18 protein-coding genes are annotated in these 18,216 nt (G+C 27.3%); 2 read left to right on the forward strand and 16 right to left on the reverse strand.

The window, feature by feature from the left end:
- Nucleotides 1-116: 116 nt before the first annotated feature.
- From QX51_RS06215 to QX51_RS06270, 12 genes are all read right to left on the reverse strand, one after another.
- Nucleotides 117-1,811, reverse strand: coding sequence for a CoA-disulfide reductase (locus QX51_RS06215; RefSeq protein ID WP_052232910.1), 1,695 nt, complete (start codon nt 1,809-1,811; stop codon nt 117-119).
- Nucleotides 1,812-2,057: 246 nt separating this feature from the next.
- Nucleotides 2,058-2,894, reverse strand: a complete 837-nt coding sequence (locus tag QX51_RS06220) for a DegV family protein (protein WP_039679040.1) — start codon at nt 2,892-2,894, stop codon at nt 2,058-2,060.
- Between the two features lie 164 nt (nt 2,895-3,058).
- Nucleotides 3,059-3,466, reverse strand: coding sequence for a YdeI/OmpD-associated family protein (locus tag QX51_RS06225; RefSeq protein ID WP_152607217.1), 408 nt, complete (start codon nt 3,464-3,466; stop codon nt 3,059-3,061).
- Between the two features lie 84 nt (nt 3,467-3,550).
- Nucleotides 3,551-4,141 carry an ATP-dependent Clp protease proteolytic subunit gene (locus QX51_RS06230; RefSeq protein WP_039679041.1) on the reverse strand — a complete coding sequence of 197 codons (591 nt, stop codon included), beginning with the start codon at nt 4,139-4,141 and terminating at the stop codon, nt 3,551-3,553.
- A gap of 94 nt (nt 4,142-4,235) precedes the next feature.
- Entirely contained in the window at nt 4,236-5,546 is a 1,311-nt protein-coding gene (locus QX51_RS06235) for a DUF6179 domain-containing protein (RefSeq protein WP_039679042.1), read from the reverse strand.
- On the reverse strand, nt 5,539-5,994 hold the full coding sequence (locus QX51_RS06240; RefSeq protein ID WP_039679043.1) for a DUF6323 family protein: 456 nt from the start codon (nt 5,992-5,994) through the stop codon (nt 5,539-5,541). The genes QX51_RS06235 and QX51_RS06240 overlap by 8 nt, the downstream gene beginning before the upstream one ends.
- Before the next feature lie 227 nt (nt 5,995-6,221).
- A complete protein-coding gene (locus QX51_RS19885; protein ID WP_074079747.1) occupies nt 6,222-7,070 on the reverse strand; it encodes a L,D-transpeptidase family protein in 849 nt (282 codons plus the stop codon).
- A gap of 229 nt (nt 7,071-7,299) precedes the next feature.
- Nucleotides 7,300-8,925, reverse strand: coding sequence for an amidohydrolase (locus tag QX51_RS06250; protein ID WP_039679044.1), 1,626 nt, complete (start codon nt 8,923-8,925; stop codon nt 7,300-7,302).
- Nucleotides 8,926-9,081: 156 nt separating this feature from the next.
- Nucleotides 9,082-10,167, reverse strand: coding sequence for a PucR family transcriptional regulator (locus tag QX51_RS06255; RefSeq protein ID WP_039679045.1), 1,086 nt, complete (start codon nt 10,165-10,167; stop codon nt 9,082-9,084).
- Nucleotides 10,168-10,291: 124 nt separating this feature from the next.
- Complete coding sequence (locus QX51_RS06260) at nt 10,292-10,729, reverse strand: hypothetical protein (protein WP_039679046.1); 438 nt, start codon at nt 10,727-10,729, stop codon at nt 10,292-10,294.
- Between the two features lie 150 nt (nt 10,730-10,879).
- Complete coding sequence (locus tag QX51_RS06265) at nt 10,880-11,923, reverse strand: acyltransferase family protein (protein WP_039679047.1); 1,044 nt, start codon at nt 11,921-11,923, stop codon at nt 10,880-10,882.
- 266 nt (nt 11,924-12,189) lie between these two features.
- Nucleotides 12,190-12,450, reverse strand: a complete 261-nt coding sequence (locus tag QX51_RS06270) for a PqqD family protein (protein ID WP_039679048.1) — start codon at nt 12,448-12,450, stop codon at nt 12,190-12,192.
- 331 nt (nt 12,451-12,781) lie between these two features.
- Between QX51_RS06270 and QX51_RS06275 the strand changes: the two genes are divergently transcribed.
- On the forward strand, nt 12,782-13,015 hold the full coding sequence (locus QX51_RS06275) for a hypothetical protein (protein ID WP_052232911.1): 234 nt from the start codon (nt 12,782-12,784) through the stop codon (nt 13,013-13,015).
- A gap of 520 nt (nt 13,016-13,535) precedes the next feature.
- Here QX51_RS06275 and QX51_RS06280 read toward each other — a convergent pair.
- From QX51_RS06280 to QX51_RS06290, 3 genes are all read right to left on the reverse strand, one after another.
- Entirely contained in the window at nt 13,536-13,796 is a 261-nt protein-coding gene (locus tag QX51_RS06280) for a PqqD family protein (protein WP_039679049.1), read from the reverse strand.
- Between the two features lie 462 nt (nt 13,797-14,258).
- Nucleotides 14,259-15,092: a hypothetical protein gene (locus QX51_RS06285; protein WP_039679050.1), complete on the reverse strand. Its 834-nt coding sequence runs from the start codon at nt 15,090-15,092 to the stop codon at nt 14,259-14,261.
- 188 nt (nt 15,093-15,280) lie between these two features.
- Nucleotides 15,281-15,757, reverse strand: coding sequence for a S26 family signal peptidase (locus tag QX51_RS06290; protein WP_039679051.1), 477 nt, complete (start codon nt 15,755-15,757; stop codon nt 15,281-15,283).
- Nucleotides 15,758-16,012: 255 nt separating this feature from the next.
- On the opposite strand from QX51_RS06290, the gene QX51_RS06295 reads away from it, so the two are divergent.
- Nucleotides 16,013-17,029, forward strand: coding sequence for an LCP family protein (locus tag QX51_RS06295; RefSeq protein ID WP_039679052.1), 1,017 nt, complete (start codon nt 16,013-16,015; stop codon nt 17,027-17,029).
- 72 nt (nt 17,030-17,101) lie between these two features.
- Here QX51_RS06295 and QX51_RS06300 read toward each other — a convergent pair whose 3' ends face one another.
- A complete protein-coding gene (locus tag QX51_RS06300) occupies nt 17,102-18,196 on the reverse strand; it encodes a DUF5050 domain-containing protein (RefSeq protein WP_039679053.1) in 1,095 nt (364 codons plus the stop codon).
- Nucleotides 18,197-18,216 lie beyond the last annotated feature (20 nt).

Genomic DNA, 18,216 nt, shown 5'->3' on the forward strand with positions numbered 1-18,216 from the left:
TTAGTTATTAGCATATGCTAATTAAATATTAGCACCATTTATAGTTATTGTCAAATGCCAATAACTATTTTTTTCATAAAAAATAGAGGATATTTCTTATCCTCTATTCTTTATAACTATAAAATTACTTCTAAGCTTTCATCTTGATCACTTATCAATTTTTCTGCATTTTTTATACTGCTATAAGTTTTATATCCACCATCTATATTTGAAGTATTATATCCATATTGATTTAAAATAGTGCATGCAATGTATCCTCTTAATCCAACTTGGCAACATACATATATTTTTCTATCCTTAGGTATTTCATTTAGTCTATCTCTCAATTGTCCTAATGGTATATTTATAACATTTGGTATAGATCCATTTGCAACTTCATATTCTTCTCTTACATCCAAGATATATTCATTATTTTTCACCAAGTCCTCAACTTCATACCATTGTGTATTTTCAACTATATTTTCCATAATATTTGCACCACAGTATCCCATCATATTTACTGGATCTTTAGCCGAATTGTAGGGTGGAGCATAACATACTTCTGTGTCTTGTAAATCATATACTGTAAATCCTGCTTTTATAGAATTTGCTATTAAATCTATACGTTTATCTATTCCAACTTCTCCCACACCTTGAGCACCTAATATTTTACCTGTTTCTGGATTAAATAACATTTTAAATGAAACTTGCGTTGCCCCTGGATAATATCCCGCATGAGATGCTGGGTGAATATGAATCGCTTCATATGGAATACCATGTTCTTTAAGAGTTTTTTCATTATTTCCTGTTGCTGCTACAGTTAAATCAAATACTTTTGCAACTAACGAACCTAAAGTTCCTTTATATTCTACATCTTTTCCTGATAATATATCTGCCACTAACCTACCTTGTCTATTTGCAGGCCATGCTAAAGGAATCATTGTCGGTTTTTTATTTACAAAATCTATAACCTGTACAGCATCACCTACAGCATATATGTCTTCATCTGAAGTTCTCATCTTACTATTTACAACAATAGCTCCTCTTTCATTTACTTCTAGTCCAGCATCTTTTACTATTGAACTTTCAGGTGTTACACCTATAGAAAGAATAATCATATCTGTTTCAATTTCTTTTCCACTTCTTAAAATAACTTTTTTACCATTATTTTTGAACTTAGCAGGCTTATCTTTTAATATTAATTTTACACCTTTTTCTATTAAATGAGAGTGAAGTATGCTTGCCATTTCATAGTCCACAGGTTTCATAACTTGTTCTCTTGAGTGAACTAATGTTACTTCAACTCCTCTTTCATGTAAGTTTTCAACCATTTCTAACCCTATAAATCCACCACCTATTACAATAGCTTTTTGCGGCTTTTTAATATCAACATAACTTTTTATTTTATCAGTATCTGCAATATTTCTAAGAGTAAATAAATTTTCACAAGATTTTATTCCTTCTATATCTGGTATTTTAGGCATTGCTCCTGGTGAGAGTATTAGCTTGTCATATGTCTCTTCATATATCTCTCCAGTTTTATGATTTTTTACCTTAACTTTTTTATTGTTTTTATCTATTTCTATGACTTCACTTAAATTTCTAACATCTAAATTAAATCTTTCTTTCATTCCTTCTACAGTTTGAACAAGAAGAAAACCCCTATTTTTTATACTCTCCCCTATGTAATATGGAAGTCCGCAGTTTGCAAACGATATGTACTCTCCCTTTTCAAACATAATTATTTCAAAATCTTCATTTAATCTTCTAAGTCTTGCCGCTGCAGAGGCTCCACCTGCTACTCCTCCAACTATTAAAACTTTTTTAGACATGTTTTTCCCCTCCTCTTGGATTTTATCCATATAATTATATTATAGTATCAATAGTTGCAGAATACATCTTATTTAGTAAGTTATTGCTTATCATTTGATAATACTAGTATAAAATTCATATTTATAATAATATTGTTACACAATGTAAAAGAGTTGTTGAAGAACTATCTCATATCCTTGTCTGTAAAAAAGAGCTACCTTATAAATAATTTTTAATTATTTATAAGGTAGCTCTTAATCTCATTTTTATAAAACACTTACCAATATGGCACCTTCTGATGTATAAGTTCCCATAACTGAACCTATTTCGGTTATAATAATTTCTTCAAAATCGTGATTTTTCAGTATTATTTCCTTAGCTTTTTCCGCCTTTTCTAAACAATTTGCATGAGCTATAGCTAAAGATGTATAGTTTCCATTACTAATCATATCACTAATTTTTCCTGCAACCTTTTTTATAGAATTATTGCATCCTCTTGCCGAATCTATTGGTTTTACCTCACCATCACCAACTTTTATTATAACTTTCATATTTAAAGCATTTATGAGCTTTCCAGCTAATGGATTTACCCTTCCACCTTTTATTGCATTTTCTAAAGTTTCCAATGAGCCATAGAAAAATTTATCTTTCTTTAATTTTTCTATTTCATCTATTACCTCTTCAAAAGTCTTGCCTTCTTCCACCAATTTAGCAGCTTTTATAATAAATTGTCCCTGTGCTATTGATCCTGTTTCTGTATCTATTACTGCTATTTTTTTATTTGGATTTTCTTCTAACATCATATTTTTAGCAAGAAGAGCTGCCGAGTAAGTTCCTGATAAAGCTGAGGCTATAGTAAATATTATTACATCCTCATCTCCTTCATAACTTTGCATAAATTTATCCGGTGATGGACATGAAGTTTTTGGTAATTCTTTTGAATTTCTCATTCTTTCATAAAACTCACTTTTGTCCAATTCTCCGTCTATGTAGGTATCTTCTCCAAAAGAGACATTTAATGGTACTATGTTTATATTATATTTTTCAATTATATCCTTATTTAAATCGCAAGAGCTATCTGTTATTATTTTTATTTTTTTCATGATTATATATACTCCTTTTCATAGCATAAGTCGGTCGTCCGACCGATTATTAATATAATTATATCCTCTACCAATATTAATGTCAATCATTTCTTTTGAATATCAAATTATTTTATTTAAAAATCGTCATAATTCCTTACAATAAAAATAAAGCTATGATATAATCATAACTTTACTTTATCTTTTAATTTCAAAATTGCTTCAGTAATTCTTTTTTCTCTTGTTTCAGCCTTTTTCTCACTATTTATCAAATTTACATATTTTCCTTTCCCAGAATAAGATAGTGTTTCATAAAATTCTTTTGCTTCCAAATTTTCTTCCATAAGCTTCGCAAAATCCTTTGGAACCTCTACTACTCTTTCTTCTTCATCTTTTTCAACTTCAACAAATATGATGTCTCCTGGGTCTTTTCCTAATTTTTTTCTAATATCTTTGGTTATTCCTATTATATGGCACCGTCCACCCATTTTAACTATGGAACCACGGTACTCTATATTATCAAATTTAGCCTTCACTTTCACTCTTTTGGCACTAAATTCCTTTTCCACATCGAAAGGAATCTCATATAATATAAGTTTTTATTTTATCATCTTCTACAAATAAAAAACAATACTTCTTAATTTATATAAAAAAGAGGGTCTATACAGACCCTCTTTCTATAAACTTGGTAATTCATCATAAGATGTTATTACTTTGTTTACTATTCCATAATCCACTGCTTCATTACAATTTAACCAATAATTTCTATCTGTATCATTTTGTACTTTTTCTAGTGGTTGATTTGTAGCAGCACTTATTATTTTATTTATTCTTTCACGAACTCTAGCGATTTCTAAAGCTTCTATATGAAGATCTGTTGCTTGACCTCTACATTGACCAAGTGGTTGATGTATCATATATCTTGTATTTGGTAAAGAGTATCTATTTTCTTTATCAGCGGCAAGATATATGGTTATTCCAGCACTAGCTACCCATCCTGTACCTATAACTATAACCTTTGGTTTTACAAATTTAATCATGTCATGAATAGTATCCCCAGCTTCAACATGTCCACCTTGACTATTGATAAATATTTTTATAGGTTCATCACCCATTTCTTGTAAAATTAATAATTGTGTAGATACTTTTTCTGCTAATTCTTGATTTATCTCTCCTGAAATAAATATTGTTCTAGATTTTAATAGTTTTTCCATCACTACACTAGATGTATCTTTTCCCTTTTCTTCTTTTTCCCCTAAATAAATCATTAACGTTCTCCTTTTATACTGTATTAATATAAATCATTTAAAGATAAATGTTAATTTATCCCTTATTAAACATTATATCTCTATCTTAATTACCTTACAACTTTCCATTTATTAAATTTTCTATTTCTTTTAATTTATTTTCACTTAATGATTTTAGATATTCTATATATAGTTCTTCCCATTCATAATTTGTATCTATCTTATTTGATAGAATTTTTATAATATCTAATTTTTCCATTCTATATTCTCCATAGAAAACTAACTTACCTAAAATACTAAGCTCCAAATTACTTAAAGACATGAATAAAAGTAAGTATTCGTCTTCAAAAATACAGTTACTTTTTAACATATCTACATAATCTTTTATGGAATTTATATTTTTATTGATTATCTCTATTTTCTCATAGATATTATCACTTTCTAATATTTCTTCTACAACTGATCTAAAAGTATCGTCATCTAATCTAATTTCTTCATCAATAATTAAATGATTTTCATCATTTTTAACTTTATCTGTTATTACTAAAACGCTGATTAAGTTATCTCTTTTTATTGCATCAATTGTAAGATTTATCAAACTTTCTTCATACCCTTTTAAATAAGTACTCTCATATTCTCCTAAGCTATAGCATTTAATTATTTTATTTATTATCAAACTAATTAAAGTTTTTACTTCTTCTTTATTTAGTTTTTTTAAATTATCGTTCAACTTTTCAAAATCATTTTTACTAATTTCTAAAGACTCATTATTACAAGTATCTCCATAAGATTTTAATATTTTATGAATATCATCATTATTAAACTTGTTGCATATTTCATTTTCCAGATATAGATTCCATAGATAATTTTTTATATAATAAAGACCTACCACATCCCAATCATCAAAAGCCAATGGATAATCTATATCTGCCACACATTCATCTGGCTCAAATTCTAAATTATAGAACTTAAAAAAATTAGAAATTCCAAACAAAGTGTCTTTATAAGCTGTTAAATCAGTATAAATTTGATTTTTTAATGTTCTTTTATATAGCTTTTCAGTATGAATAAAGTCTTCTTTTAAAATTATCTTTCCCTTTTCATAAATATATGATATTTCTTCTTCCTTTAAAGTTTTTATAGCCAATTCTATATTTTCAAAAGTATTCATATAAGCATCTATTGTATACCATATTCCAATTATAAGTTTTTCTGCTTTTTCAACTGTAACTGAGCTACTTTCTCCTTTTGTATACTTTAATATTAAATCTTTTAAAATTTCTCCTATCTTAATTTGTGCATTATATAGAAAAGCTTTAGGCAAAATTTTACATCTTACACATTCATTTATTAAAGATATAGTATATTGATATTTTGAAAGATTACCAGAGTTAAAGTCTTTACTAATAAATTGTAAGTTATTCATCTTCACCCATCCTTCCAAGTCGGAAATCTAATGCATATTTTTCCGCTAAGTTTTGCACATTGTCAATTCTTCCACTAGTTTCTTCATAAAATTCACCAATAATATCTATAATTTCATTATCACTTATTTTATCTAAAGTTTCATTTTTTAGGTAATAAAAAATATCTTGTAAATCATTAATTATTTCAACATAATCATCTTTATCCGTATATTGTGATATATATATTTTATTTATAATCTTTTTTGTTGCATCCATATTAAGATCTATTCTGCCATAAGTTTTTAAGCTATACCCTCTTGATTTAATTATCTCTTCCACATTTTCAGAGGTTAAAATTAATCCATAAACTGATGATTCTTCATTGATTTTTAAGATTTCATTTTTTACTATATTCATAGATTTATCTTGTAATGAACTTAAAATAATATTTTTTGTCAATTTTATCATCTCCTTTTTTTACAAAACCACTTGACTTTTGTCTCACTTTATGTTATTATAATATTGGTATGCATTTTATCGTTCATAAAATCTAACTTTTAGTATATTACATTTATATTTTTTTGTCAATAAATCAAAAGTAGTTTATCTACTCTTTTTTTATGCAAAAATATATAAAATATAAATTATTTACAATTAAAATAAGGCAAGATTATAATCACCTTGCCCTTCTTATATTAATAAATCACGACTGTAGTTGTATCTAACACATTATCATAAATCCATTGAGCATTTTCTACTGCCAATCTGATACATCCATGACTTAAAGCTTCACCCAATCTATCGTCAATTATCTCAGTTCCTTCAGCATTAAAAAGAATTGAATGATAATAGTAGCTGCCTCTAATTCTTGTAGCATATTTTACTCTATAAGTATCAGAGCCAAAATATGGCTTTCTACCTGTTATATAAAAAGTCCCTGTAATAGTTGGTGTACTAGGCTTACCTACAGTACAACTCCACTTATAAATCAACTCCCACTGATTATTTTGACCTTTTTTAAATACATAAGTTAATCTATTTTTCAAATTAGTAGTTATTAAATTTATAGTTGGACTTTTAATATTATTATCATTCACAAACTTAACCATATCTGTATCAAAATAAGTAAAATCATATCCACCTGGTTCCATGCCATCATTACTTAAAAACACATTAAATATATATCCCTCTTTATCATTATAAATAACTCTACTCCAATCTCCATTTACATCTAAAACTTGTACCCTTGATTTGGCTGGAACTATCGCTACTGGATTTGATGCTGAGTCTGGATAAGATCTTAATATGGCATCTGTCCAAGTATATTGTGTTTTTGATAAATATTCGTTATAAACAAACCCTCTTTGACCATTATAAACTACTTCATACCAATCTTCTTCTGCATCAATAACTTGAACTTTTGAACCTGCTGGTATAACTGTTATAACATTACCTTGTGTAGACTTTTCGTCTCTTAAGTTAAGATTAGCAAGCGTATATTTTACACTATCATTTGGATTCACTTGTCTTTTATTTCTATGCATATACCCACCCCATAATAAATAGTTTTACAATATTTTATGAATTCTTAATAGTAATTGTTCTTTTATTAGTATATAAAAAATTCGCTTCGCTCATGTCGCCAACGGCTTCGCCCGTTGCTCAAGTAATAAAGTTGGAAATTATATGTTATCCACAGAACAGATAACATATAATTTCCTTACAATTAAAAAAACTCCTAGATGTGGACTTACCACTTCTAGGAGTTTAAAATTATATAGCAAAGATAGTTTTACCTTCTTTAATTGTTTCTACAACTTTTATAGTATCTAATTCTTTTGCTGGTATTTCTAATGGGTTTTTATCAAGTATTACCATATCTGCTAACTTACCAACTTCTAAAGATCCTTTTACATCTTCTTCAAAGTATTGATAAGCTCCATTTATAGTAACAGCTTTTATAGCTTCCATTACTGATATTCTTTGGTGTTCACCTAAAACTCTTCCACTTTCTGTTGTTCTGTTTACAGCAGTGTGTATACCTATTATTTGGTTAGGTAATTTTACTGGTGGATCTTGATGTAGTGTGAATTTTATACCTTTTTCTAATGCCCATCCTATTGGAGATATATTTTGAGCTCTTTCTGGTCCGAACACTTTATCGTGGTGTAAATCTCCCCAGAATCTAACGTGATCGTTGAAGAATGTAGGCACAGCATTTAATGCTTTAACTCTATCTAATTGATCATATCTTAAAGCTTGGCAGTGAACCATAACTGGTCTTAATTCAGTTCCGTGTCCTGTTATTTCAACAGCTTTTTCGTAACATCTTAAGAATTGTTCACAAGCTTCATCTCCGTTAACATGTACGTGAACTTGAAGATTCATGTTTATACAATCAACAAAATAATTAGTTACTACTTCATCAGTTTGAGTTCCATATCCACAGTAGTCAGCAGGTTGTCCCTCTGGAACTACATGATATGGCTTACTTAACCAAGCAGTAAATCCTTGTGGAGAACCGTCTAACCAAGTTTTAGCTCCACCTAATTTATAGTGATTGAAGTATTCTCTCTTTGGAGTTCCTTCATTTTTCATTAAGTTTTTAGTTGATGGTTGAGTAGCAAGCCCTACTATATCTATGAATAACATATTGTTTTGAGCACAAGCCCCTAACATGTGATTGTAGTGATTAGCTTCTTCTACAGATGCATCTTGAGTAGTTGTAACTCCAAGTGAAGCATATATTTTTTGAGCTCTAACTATAGCTTTTAATACATCTTCAAATCCTGGACTTGGTACTACTTTTTTCTTTTCACTATCTAATATAGCATTTTCTTCTAATACACCATTTGGCTCTTTTGAATCAGGAGATACAGTTCTTACAACTCCACCTTCTGGTACTATGTAATCATCTCCGCAGTATCCGTAAAGCTCTAAAGCTCTTGAGTTTACAGCCGCTAAGTGTCCTGAAGCATGAGAAACTGTTATTGGTATTTCTTTGCTTACAGTATCTAAATCAAATTTAGTTGGATGTTCTCCACCTTCAAATTTAGTATTATCATAACCAAACCCTATTAGCCATTTTCCTTCTTCTACTGGGTTTTCTTTTAATTCTTTTCTTAATCTTTCTAATAACTCTTCTTTAGAAGTTACATCTCCTAACATAACTATCATTAAAGTTTGAGCTATAGCAACTATATGACCATGTGGATCTATAAATCCTGGTAATACCGTTTTCTTATTTAAGTCAATTCTCTCTGCCTCTTTATCTAATGCTAAAATTTCATCATTAGTTCCAACAGCTTTTATTTTGCCATCTTCAATTAAGATAGCTTCTGCAACAGTTTCATTTTGGTCTACTGTTATTACATTTCCATTAAAATATATTTTTTTCATACGTCAATCTCCCTTTTAGAAATTTGTCTTAATTTCAATAAATTAAACATACTTTAAAATTATTATCACATGAATAAAAACAGCAGACCATGTTTATTTTTACATAAAATTTTATGCATTTGCACAATTGACTTTTATAATACAACACGTCACGAATTATAATAAATATTTAATAATAGTACATAAGTAAATTTTACTTTTATCGCTTATATCATCTAAATTTATATCTAAAATCTCTTCTATTTTATTTACCTTATAATTGAGTGTATTCCTATGAATAAATAAAGCACTAGCTGTTTCATTCATTTTACAATTATTTTCATAATAAGAAGTTATAACTTTTAAATAATCAGTATTGTTCATATTATCATATGCTTCTAATACCCCCAAATTATTTTCATAAAATTTCTTTAAATTTTCTTTACTGTCCATATCTAAAAATAATCTATATACATCTATATCACTAAATCTAATATTTGATTTTTCATTTCTAAGGATCTTATTAATTTGAAGTATTTTTTTACTTGCTTCATATCCATTATGAAAAGTTTCTAATGTGCAATCTTTTTTATCCATTCCCAGATAAAACTCTAATTCTATAAATTCTTTCATTAGCTTAATATAAAAATTTCTCCTTACATAATTCAGCTCTACATCTATAAAATTAGTAACTTGTATCATTTCAGCATTTAAATCAATATTATCAATATCCTTTGAGTTTACTTCAATTATAGTTACATAGTAGTTCCAGTTTGGCTTATACCCAACTTTACTAAATACAGGCATAAATAGATCTTTATGATCAGGTAAAAATATAGCATCTTTTATAGCATTAGATAGCTCTATATAATTTTTTTCTGACTCAATAATACGAGCAGACAAATACCTCATAGTATCTCTCATCTCTACTCCCCAAGAAACAGAAAAAACAGGATAATCATTTTCATTACAGTAATTTATTATTTCTTCATCAACTTCATCAATATACTTTCCTATATATATGATAATTCCACTAGCTAACATCTCATGAGTTTTTTTAACAAGATTAAATAAATCGTCCTTTGATGTCATTGCTAATCCGGTAGTAAAAAGTAATTCTCCACCTTGTAAAAAACTAGCTACTTCTACACTCTCAACTAATTGAGTCCATCTCACTTTGTTTTTTAATCCGTTTTCTCCTGCTAGGAGTTTTACTTCATGCTTTTTTATTTCATTATATAGATATTTCAATCCTACTGACATTTCCTTCTCCTCTGATTCTTAATTTTTACTAATCAACTTGTATTATATTACAAAATATGAAAACAATAAAGTTTTGTCATTTTAATAGGCTTGATACCAAACCATTAGTACCAAGCCCTTTTAATTATTTATTATTTACTTTTTTCATATTTCTTTTCATATCTTGTATATTTTCTTTTACTGATGCTTTAAGTTTTTCTCCCTTTTCTTTGGTAATTACTTTTTCACTTACCATTTTATCAATTTTTTCACATTCAGCATTATAAATCTGTTCTTTAATTTCATCCTTTTTAGCTTCTCTATCTTTGATCATATAAGAGTCAATTCTTTTAACATCATCTTCTGTAAGCACTCCACTTTCTTTTAATTGACTGATACTTTCTTTTAGTACCCTTCCGCCTCTTGGACAAGGGCACTTAGGAGATGAATTATCCTCACTATATGTAGATGTAGTTGTTGTGCCTTCAATAGCATCAGCTTTCAAACTACCCCCACATAAAGCTCCAAGTATTATAGATAATGTAAATATTGTTAAAGCTATAGTCTTATTATTTTTTTTCATTTCTTACCTCCTTTTTGTTTACAAAAGTACTTTTGATTATACTTACTTTTCCCAAAAAGCTTAATTAAACCTTAATAATCTAATTTTTTTGAAAAAAATACCTACATAATTTTAATTTATGTAGGTATTTTGTAAATTTATAATACGAGTTTATCTACCACCAGTTAGTACTCCGTAAACTTTTCTCATATATTTTCTCATAAATATTGCAACACATGAACATATTGTTATTGTTATTATAGGTGCCACAAAAAATATTATTAAACTACTCATAGAGCTTATTGGCATTACCTTAAACCATATTTTTTTAATAATAGATTGCAACGGAATATGGAAGAAATAAATGAATATCCCGTATTTTGCTAATCTCATTTCTTTTCCTAAATCAAACTTATTCTTAAATCTTTCTCCTACTACATCATATAAAAACCATGCAAACGGAACACCACATAAGATTATTATATTTTCTGCAAGTAGCAATACATAATCATAGTATGGAATTTGAGGCATATATATTAAAACAGTTTTTAGCACTATAGCTAGAATATATCCTAATCCAAATAAATATCCTTTATCCTTATATTTCTTAAAGTATAAATCAAAATTACCTATGGCAAAACAAGCACCTACGGCAAACATTAATATAGGATAGTAAATTACATCAAAAAACCAGAATACTGTTATTACTAGTAAAGCTTTATCCTTTAATTTATCTATTATATAGTAGATTATTGGTGAAATTACTACATTTATCATTAATGCTCTAATATACCAAAACTGATATGGCAAAGGATAAATATAAGTATTTTTAAATAATTCTACTGCATTATAATCAGCTATTATTCTATCTGAGAACATGGCTCTACCAAAAGCAGTAAGTTCTACTAAGTATAATATGATAAGCCATCCTGTACACCATATAAAATAAGGTATAAATAAGCTTTTAAATCTTTTTTTGTATTTTGATATAAATGCCTCTGTTGATGGTTTAAATTTATAAAAGAATAGATATCCTGAAATTACAAAGAACATAGGTACAGCTATTCTTACGATTCCTTGTCCTATAACATTTTGTACTAATGTATTTACATTAAGTACAGATGAGTTTTCCAAGTTGTTAGAATGAAGAATAACAACAAAGAAAGTCATAAATAAAGACATATTTTTAAGTTTATTACTAAGGTATTTGTCCATAAGTTCCCCTCTTTCTGCATTTTAACATTTATTTTGCTAATTTTCTAATTGTCTACACTTTAAAATACCATAATTTCTTTTTTTTATCAATAAAACTAATATTACATTTATGTTATATTTCTAAATATTTCATATTATATATCTAAAAAATTTTCTTTCATAACTTAATCATAAAAAATATATATTAAAGTATAAAATTCTTATCATTAAAAAAAGTTGTACTATTTATTTATAGACAACTTTCTTTTATCTTATTCTTATATGAGTTATATTATATTCACATCCTTTAAGTATTTTATAAAGTCATCTACATCACTTCTGGCTTCATTCAACCCTAGACCATATTTATCCATAATCATAAAAACGATTTCTTCTTCATTTTCAACATTTTCAAGATTGTTCCAAATAAAACTTCCTATATTATTTACCTTTATTATTCCTTTAAAAGATGATGCTGTCTCACCTATTGGAACTAAAGCATTTTCTCCACAAATAGTTCTCATACAAAATTCTTTTTTTATTTTCATAACGACTTCCCCCTTAAAGCTATTATTCATATTAAAGTAATAGCTTTGTTAAAAATATATTGATATTCTATAAATATTATATTAATTTTAAACCCATGTCAATGTAAATATAAAAACATTTTCCCAGCTATAAAATTCATTATTTTTACTACTTAATTCTTTTTAGCCAAAATCATATAAATAATTAAAGAAATCTTACCATAATACTTTAATTATCATTGGTCAAAAATGTAACTTATCCAATTCCAAAAAGTTAGAATATTTTAAATATTTTCACTTAAATTATATATAATAAGAGGAGGTAAATATGACATGCACACTTTAGAAACCTTTGTACAAAATTTATGTGGTGAATTCAACAACAATGAACAGTTTAAGGCAAACCGACAGTAACATAATAACTTACCCTAAGGCCTGTCATATAAATGGCATATGTAATACTAAAATCAAAAACTTACCTAAAGATTTTAAAGAATATTTTGTAATAAAAGAGAGCTATTATGAGCAAGGTGGTAGAATAAATGCACTACCACATTTATTTCTATTTACTCTAAACAAAAAATAAAGTAGTTTTAGATTCCTACGAAATCCCAAAATCAATCTCCAACAAAGATTTTAGAAATAATAATCAAAATTTTATATTTTATAAATCAAATAGCTATAGTTTAATTTATTACATGAAAAAAGAAGGTGATAATAGGAGTCACCTTCTTTTTTCAAAACACATGTTATCTATATATTTAATCTATTTTATCTATTTTATCTATTTTATTTTATTACTACAAAGTAACAACTTGTATGTCGGTTACGATTTGTTATATTATAAGAATACCACCTTTAACTAATTATTTCAATAATATTTTTTTATTTTATTATAATTATATATATGAATACACATTAAATTTTTCACATTTTCTTACAATTATATTCGTACTAAAACAAAAAAATGATGCAATACATCCCTCTTAGCATTTATATGGGTAAGAGTTTACTATAATAATATCCTTTTACCTTTTTATTTCTACACAAATAAAGACAGGATTTCACATCCTGTCTTTTTTATATGTTATTTATGATTTATTCGCCTATATTATCTCTGCTTCTTCTAACTGCTTTAAAAAATCCCCCAAATCTTTTCTAGCATCTGATTTTTTTACCATGTACGTTTTTGTTATTAAAGATAAAATTTCTTCTTCACTTTTACATTCCCCTAAATTTTTCCAAACTAAAGCTTCTACTTCACTTAGACTAATTAGTCTGTTGCAACCTTTTTCTGATGTATTTTTGGGCATAAGAATATATTCGCCAGCAAATTTACGTAGATTAAAATCTTTTTTAATTTCCATAATTCCTCCCCCTTATATTCAAAGTTTTCCATCATCACATTATATGTCTTTTGTTAAATAAAATTTGCATAAATCTTTTCAGAAAAGTAGCCACCAATTAAATTCTACTTTAGTGCTACTTTAATGTCAACAAGCGAATCATACTTTTTTAATACATTTCTTTACAAAATAAAGCATTGTATTAAAATAATTTATTTGTTTTTGTTATTTATCAATTAATTTTATAACAAAATAAAGAAAGTAGTCACATTTTGCGACTACTTTCTCTATTTTGTGGAAAACTTCTAGAATTAATTAATATTAACAAATATTGAGATGTAAAAAATTAATTTTTGAGAAACAGAGTTGCCTGAAGCGGAGCGAAGGCATCTCATTTGAGTAACGGATTTATCCGAAGTGGTAACGAGGATATATCGTTGACGATATGCTTCTCAATTTTAGCGACATAGCGAAGCGAATTTTTTATTCTTTTACGGATTCTACTTTTAAAATTTCACTATTTGTATTGGAAAAATGTATCGTATTCGTACTAACACTTTTTCCAGCTTCAACTTTTTCAAACTTAGCACGATAAGTTATTCCACCTAGATAACAATTCCCCGGCGAAATAGTTTTATAATATACATACACTGTATTTAAATTTTTATCACTTAAATTTTCTACAGTAATTTTTTTATTTTCAGTAGTTATAGCTACTTGAGATTCCATAGTTGATAGATTACTCACCATATTATTTTTTGAGTCTAAGTATACATATTTATCCTGTGAATTAAATTCTATCTTACCACTAGATTCCATTGCAAGAGTACATGCACCTGGTTTCAAATTAGTAATTTTAAATTTTATAGTATCAGTTTTACCTGTTATTTTCATAGTTATTTCACCATAATCAATAACCTCTTGCGAAGTATTCTTTACTATTATAGCTAATACATTCTCTTTATTTACATCACTACCATCTTCTATAAACTTCCCAGAATATTCACCAATACTTACAATCTCCATGTTTTTATATGGAATAGAATAAGGAATACTCATTCCACCTACAGTTGTATTTTGTCCATTATCTTCACTTACTTCACCTTCACCTGAAGTATAACCTTCTATTTTATCAATATCCAGTTTATTTATATCAACTACTAATTTTTCTTCTTCAGCAATCGGATCTACTTTCTCTTCTACTTTTACATTAGTTTTTTCAGCTGCTTTATCTTTTTCTACATAGTATCCTATGACGCCTAAGCCCGTTAGACATATTAAGATAGCAGATATTATAATTATTAATATCTTCTTCAAAATAACCTCTCCTCATCTCCCATTTTTTCATAATAATTGTCTTTATAATAGCATTTATTTTAATTAAATTCCCTTTGTTTTATATAATAATTTTATTGTATCTTATATTAGTAAGTTTTTCAAACAAAAAATAAGCTTCATTTTGTAATATTACTAAAAAAAAGTTGCTAAACACAGCAACTCTTTATCTATGTTAACAACTTAGATTTTACATAAACTACACCCTCGTATATTTTCAACAAAATCCCTCTTATAGGAAGTAAAACCATCCACACTTTGAAAACATTTTCCCAAAAATAAGAATAACAATCTAACACTCTTCCTTTTCTAATTATCTTTCGAGCTACCGCCACCACATTACAAGGCCTAACCCATCCATCAAACTGTAAGTTTCCATCACCAATAGTTAAGTATCCCAAGTCTGATATGTCATGAATTCTATGAAGTAAGTATTTGCCATGCTTTGACTTGAATAATATAATTTCACCTTTATTTAATTTAGTAAAATTTCTTTTTTCAAGTATTACTTTATCCCTATTTTCTACTATTAACGGTGACATAGACTTACCTTTAACTGTGACTATTGCTTCATTTACTTTGCTTAATAATTCTTCAATATTAGGATATAAATCCTGGTTAGAAAATTTATTTATATTTCTAATCATAAGACTTCCTCCTTTACTTAAATATCAGCGATACCCTTATAATATAATTCTACTAATAGATTCCAAATCCTTTATTATAAATATGATTTCTAAAATATTGTTAATAATTACAAGCATTAACAATTCATAATACTTTTAAACCTTCCACATTATTTTATAAATACGCATAGTTTTTATTTTATAGAGTCTAGTTTTACAATATTTGTTATAATACAATTATGAATTTCAATTAAACATAGAAAAGGGGGAGAATTTTTGACGCAAAAAAATAAAAAATTCAAATTTGCAAAAGTAGTAATTATATTATTAGCATTATTAATAGCCATTCCAGTTTTTACATTCTACTCTTTTTACAATAAGTTAAATACAACAAGTGCAAGTGTTGAAGATACTTATGAATCTAAATATGAAAAAGTAGATGGTATAACAAACATATTATTATTGGGTACTGATGGAAGAGAAAAGGAGCTAGCTTATCGCTCTGACTGTATGATGATTGCCACTATTGATTCCAACAATAAAAATATAAAATTAACTTCTCTTGCTCGTGATACTTATGTAGATATTCCAGGTAAAGGGAAAGGTAAACTAAATGCAGCTTATTTTTGGGGTAAAGAAAAATTATTATTCCAAACTATTGAAGAAAACTTTGAAATAAAATTGGATAAATTTATTCAAGTTGACTTTGATAATTTGATGAACATTGTGTTTATATTAGGTGGAGTGGAAGTAGACGTTAAAGAACATGAGGTCGATATAACTAATAAATATATTGTACCTTCATATCAGCAATGTACTTATTCTAATAAAGGGGACATGAAGCTTTTAAGTTCACCTGGCAAACAAGTGCTAAATGGATATCAAGCTATTGCTTATACTAGAATAAGAATTACAGATAGTGCTATACATAGAGATCAAAGACAACGAACAGTTATTCTTTCTATGATAGATACTGTAAAAGATATGGATTTTTCTAAATATCCTCATTTATTAAATACATTACTTCCATATGTATCTACAAACCTTACTCCACAAGATATAATAAACATAGCTTTTACAGCATATAATTTTAAACCACTAACTATAAAACAAGGACAATTCCCAATAATCGATAACGTCCATGTTAAAGGCGGTAAATATAAAAACGCCGGATGGGTTTGGCTATATGATTTAAACTCAAGACAAGTTTTACAAGACTTTATAAATAATGATATTGATATGGATAAGCACGAATATTTAAAAGATAATAGTAATGTACAACTTAATTATTAAATTTAAAAGATAATACAAAATGCTGTAGCATAGGTTTAGTCACTTATGCTACAGCATTTATTTATAAAAAAGTTACATCTTAACCATAGATGCACCTGTTAAAGTCGTTCTATATATATTATCACTAAGCACTCCTTCAAATGGATCATATGAATCAATTACAACTCTTCCAAAATACATTCTACTATTCGAAGTATTTATACTGTAATACCATTGATTTTTACTTGCTTTTTTTATAGTCTTTCGGCTGCTTCCATCTAACTTCATTGAGCATATACTACCATTTGTATTGATATAATACATTTTATTATTATATAAATTTATGCCTTTAGTAAAATGCTTTGATAAACGTTTGTTATTTTTTCCAGTAGAAGATATTTTGTATACTTGGCAAGTATCGTCATTTTCATCATAAAGATTTTTATCATTATAAATTGTATAGTATATATTTCCTTTATAATAAACCATATCATCTATACAAGACTCTTCTTTTTTGCCTGATTTATATTTATAAACTGTTGTTCTAGACTTAGTTTTTTTGTTTATTTTGTAGATTATAGAAGTCTCATCCCCTATAGCTGATATGTATATATAACCTCCAGATAATGACATGTCACCTATATATCTAGATGTTGTAGTATATAAAGTTGATACAGTTTTCTTAGTTGATAAGTTATAACGACATAAAGATGACACTTCATCATAATTACTATTCGTTGTTTCCTTTATGTAGTATAAGTAATTATCTTGTACAATAAATGAATTATATCCGTAGTTTCCTATTAATTTAGTTTTTCCTGTACCATCAGTTTTAACTCTATATATTCCATAGTTGTTACCTGAATCATATACTCCCACATAATATATATAATTTCCAACTACATTTATGTATGGCTCTTCTGCTGCATTATTTACTATTTGTTTTTTTGTACTTCCATTTTTATAAGTTCTGTAAATATAATAATAGTTTGACTCTTCAGTTTTTTTGTATGTCTTACTGCTTCTTACATAAGAGTAGTTCCCTCTGGTCGCTGAGTAACCTCCGTTACTTATGTTTGAATTGCTGTTACCATATACTGAGGCTGCATCAACATTCTTTGTAAAACCACAAGTAATTATTGTGCATACTACTAATACGGCAGATAAAATTTTCTTTAATTTACTCATATATTCCCTCCATAATCCTT

The organism is Terrisporobacter othiniensis, assembly GCF_000808015.1.
Classification (GTDB): Bacteria; Bacillota; Clostridia; order Peptostreptococcales; family Peptostreptococcaceae; genus Terrisporobacter; species Terrisporobacter muris.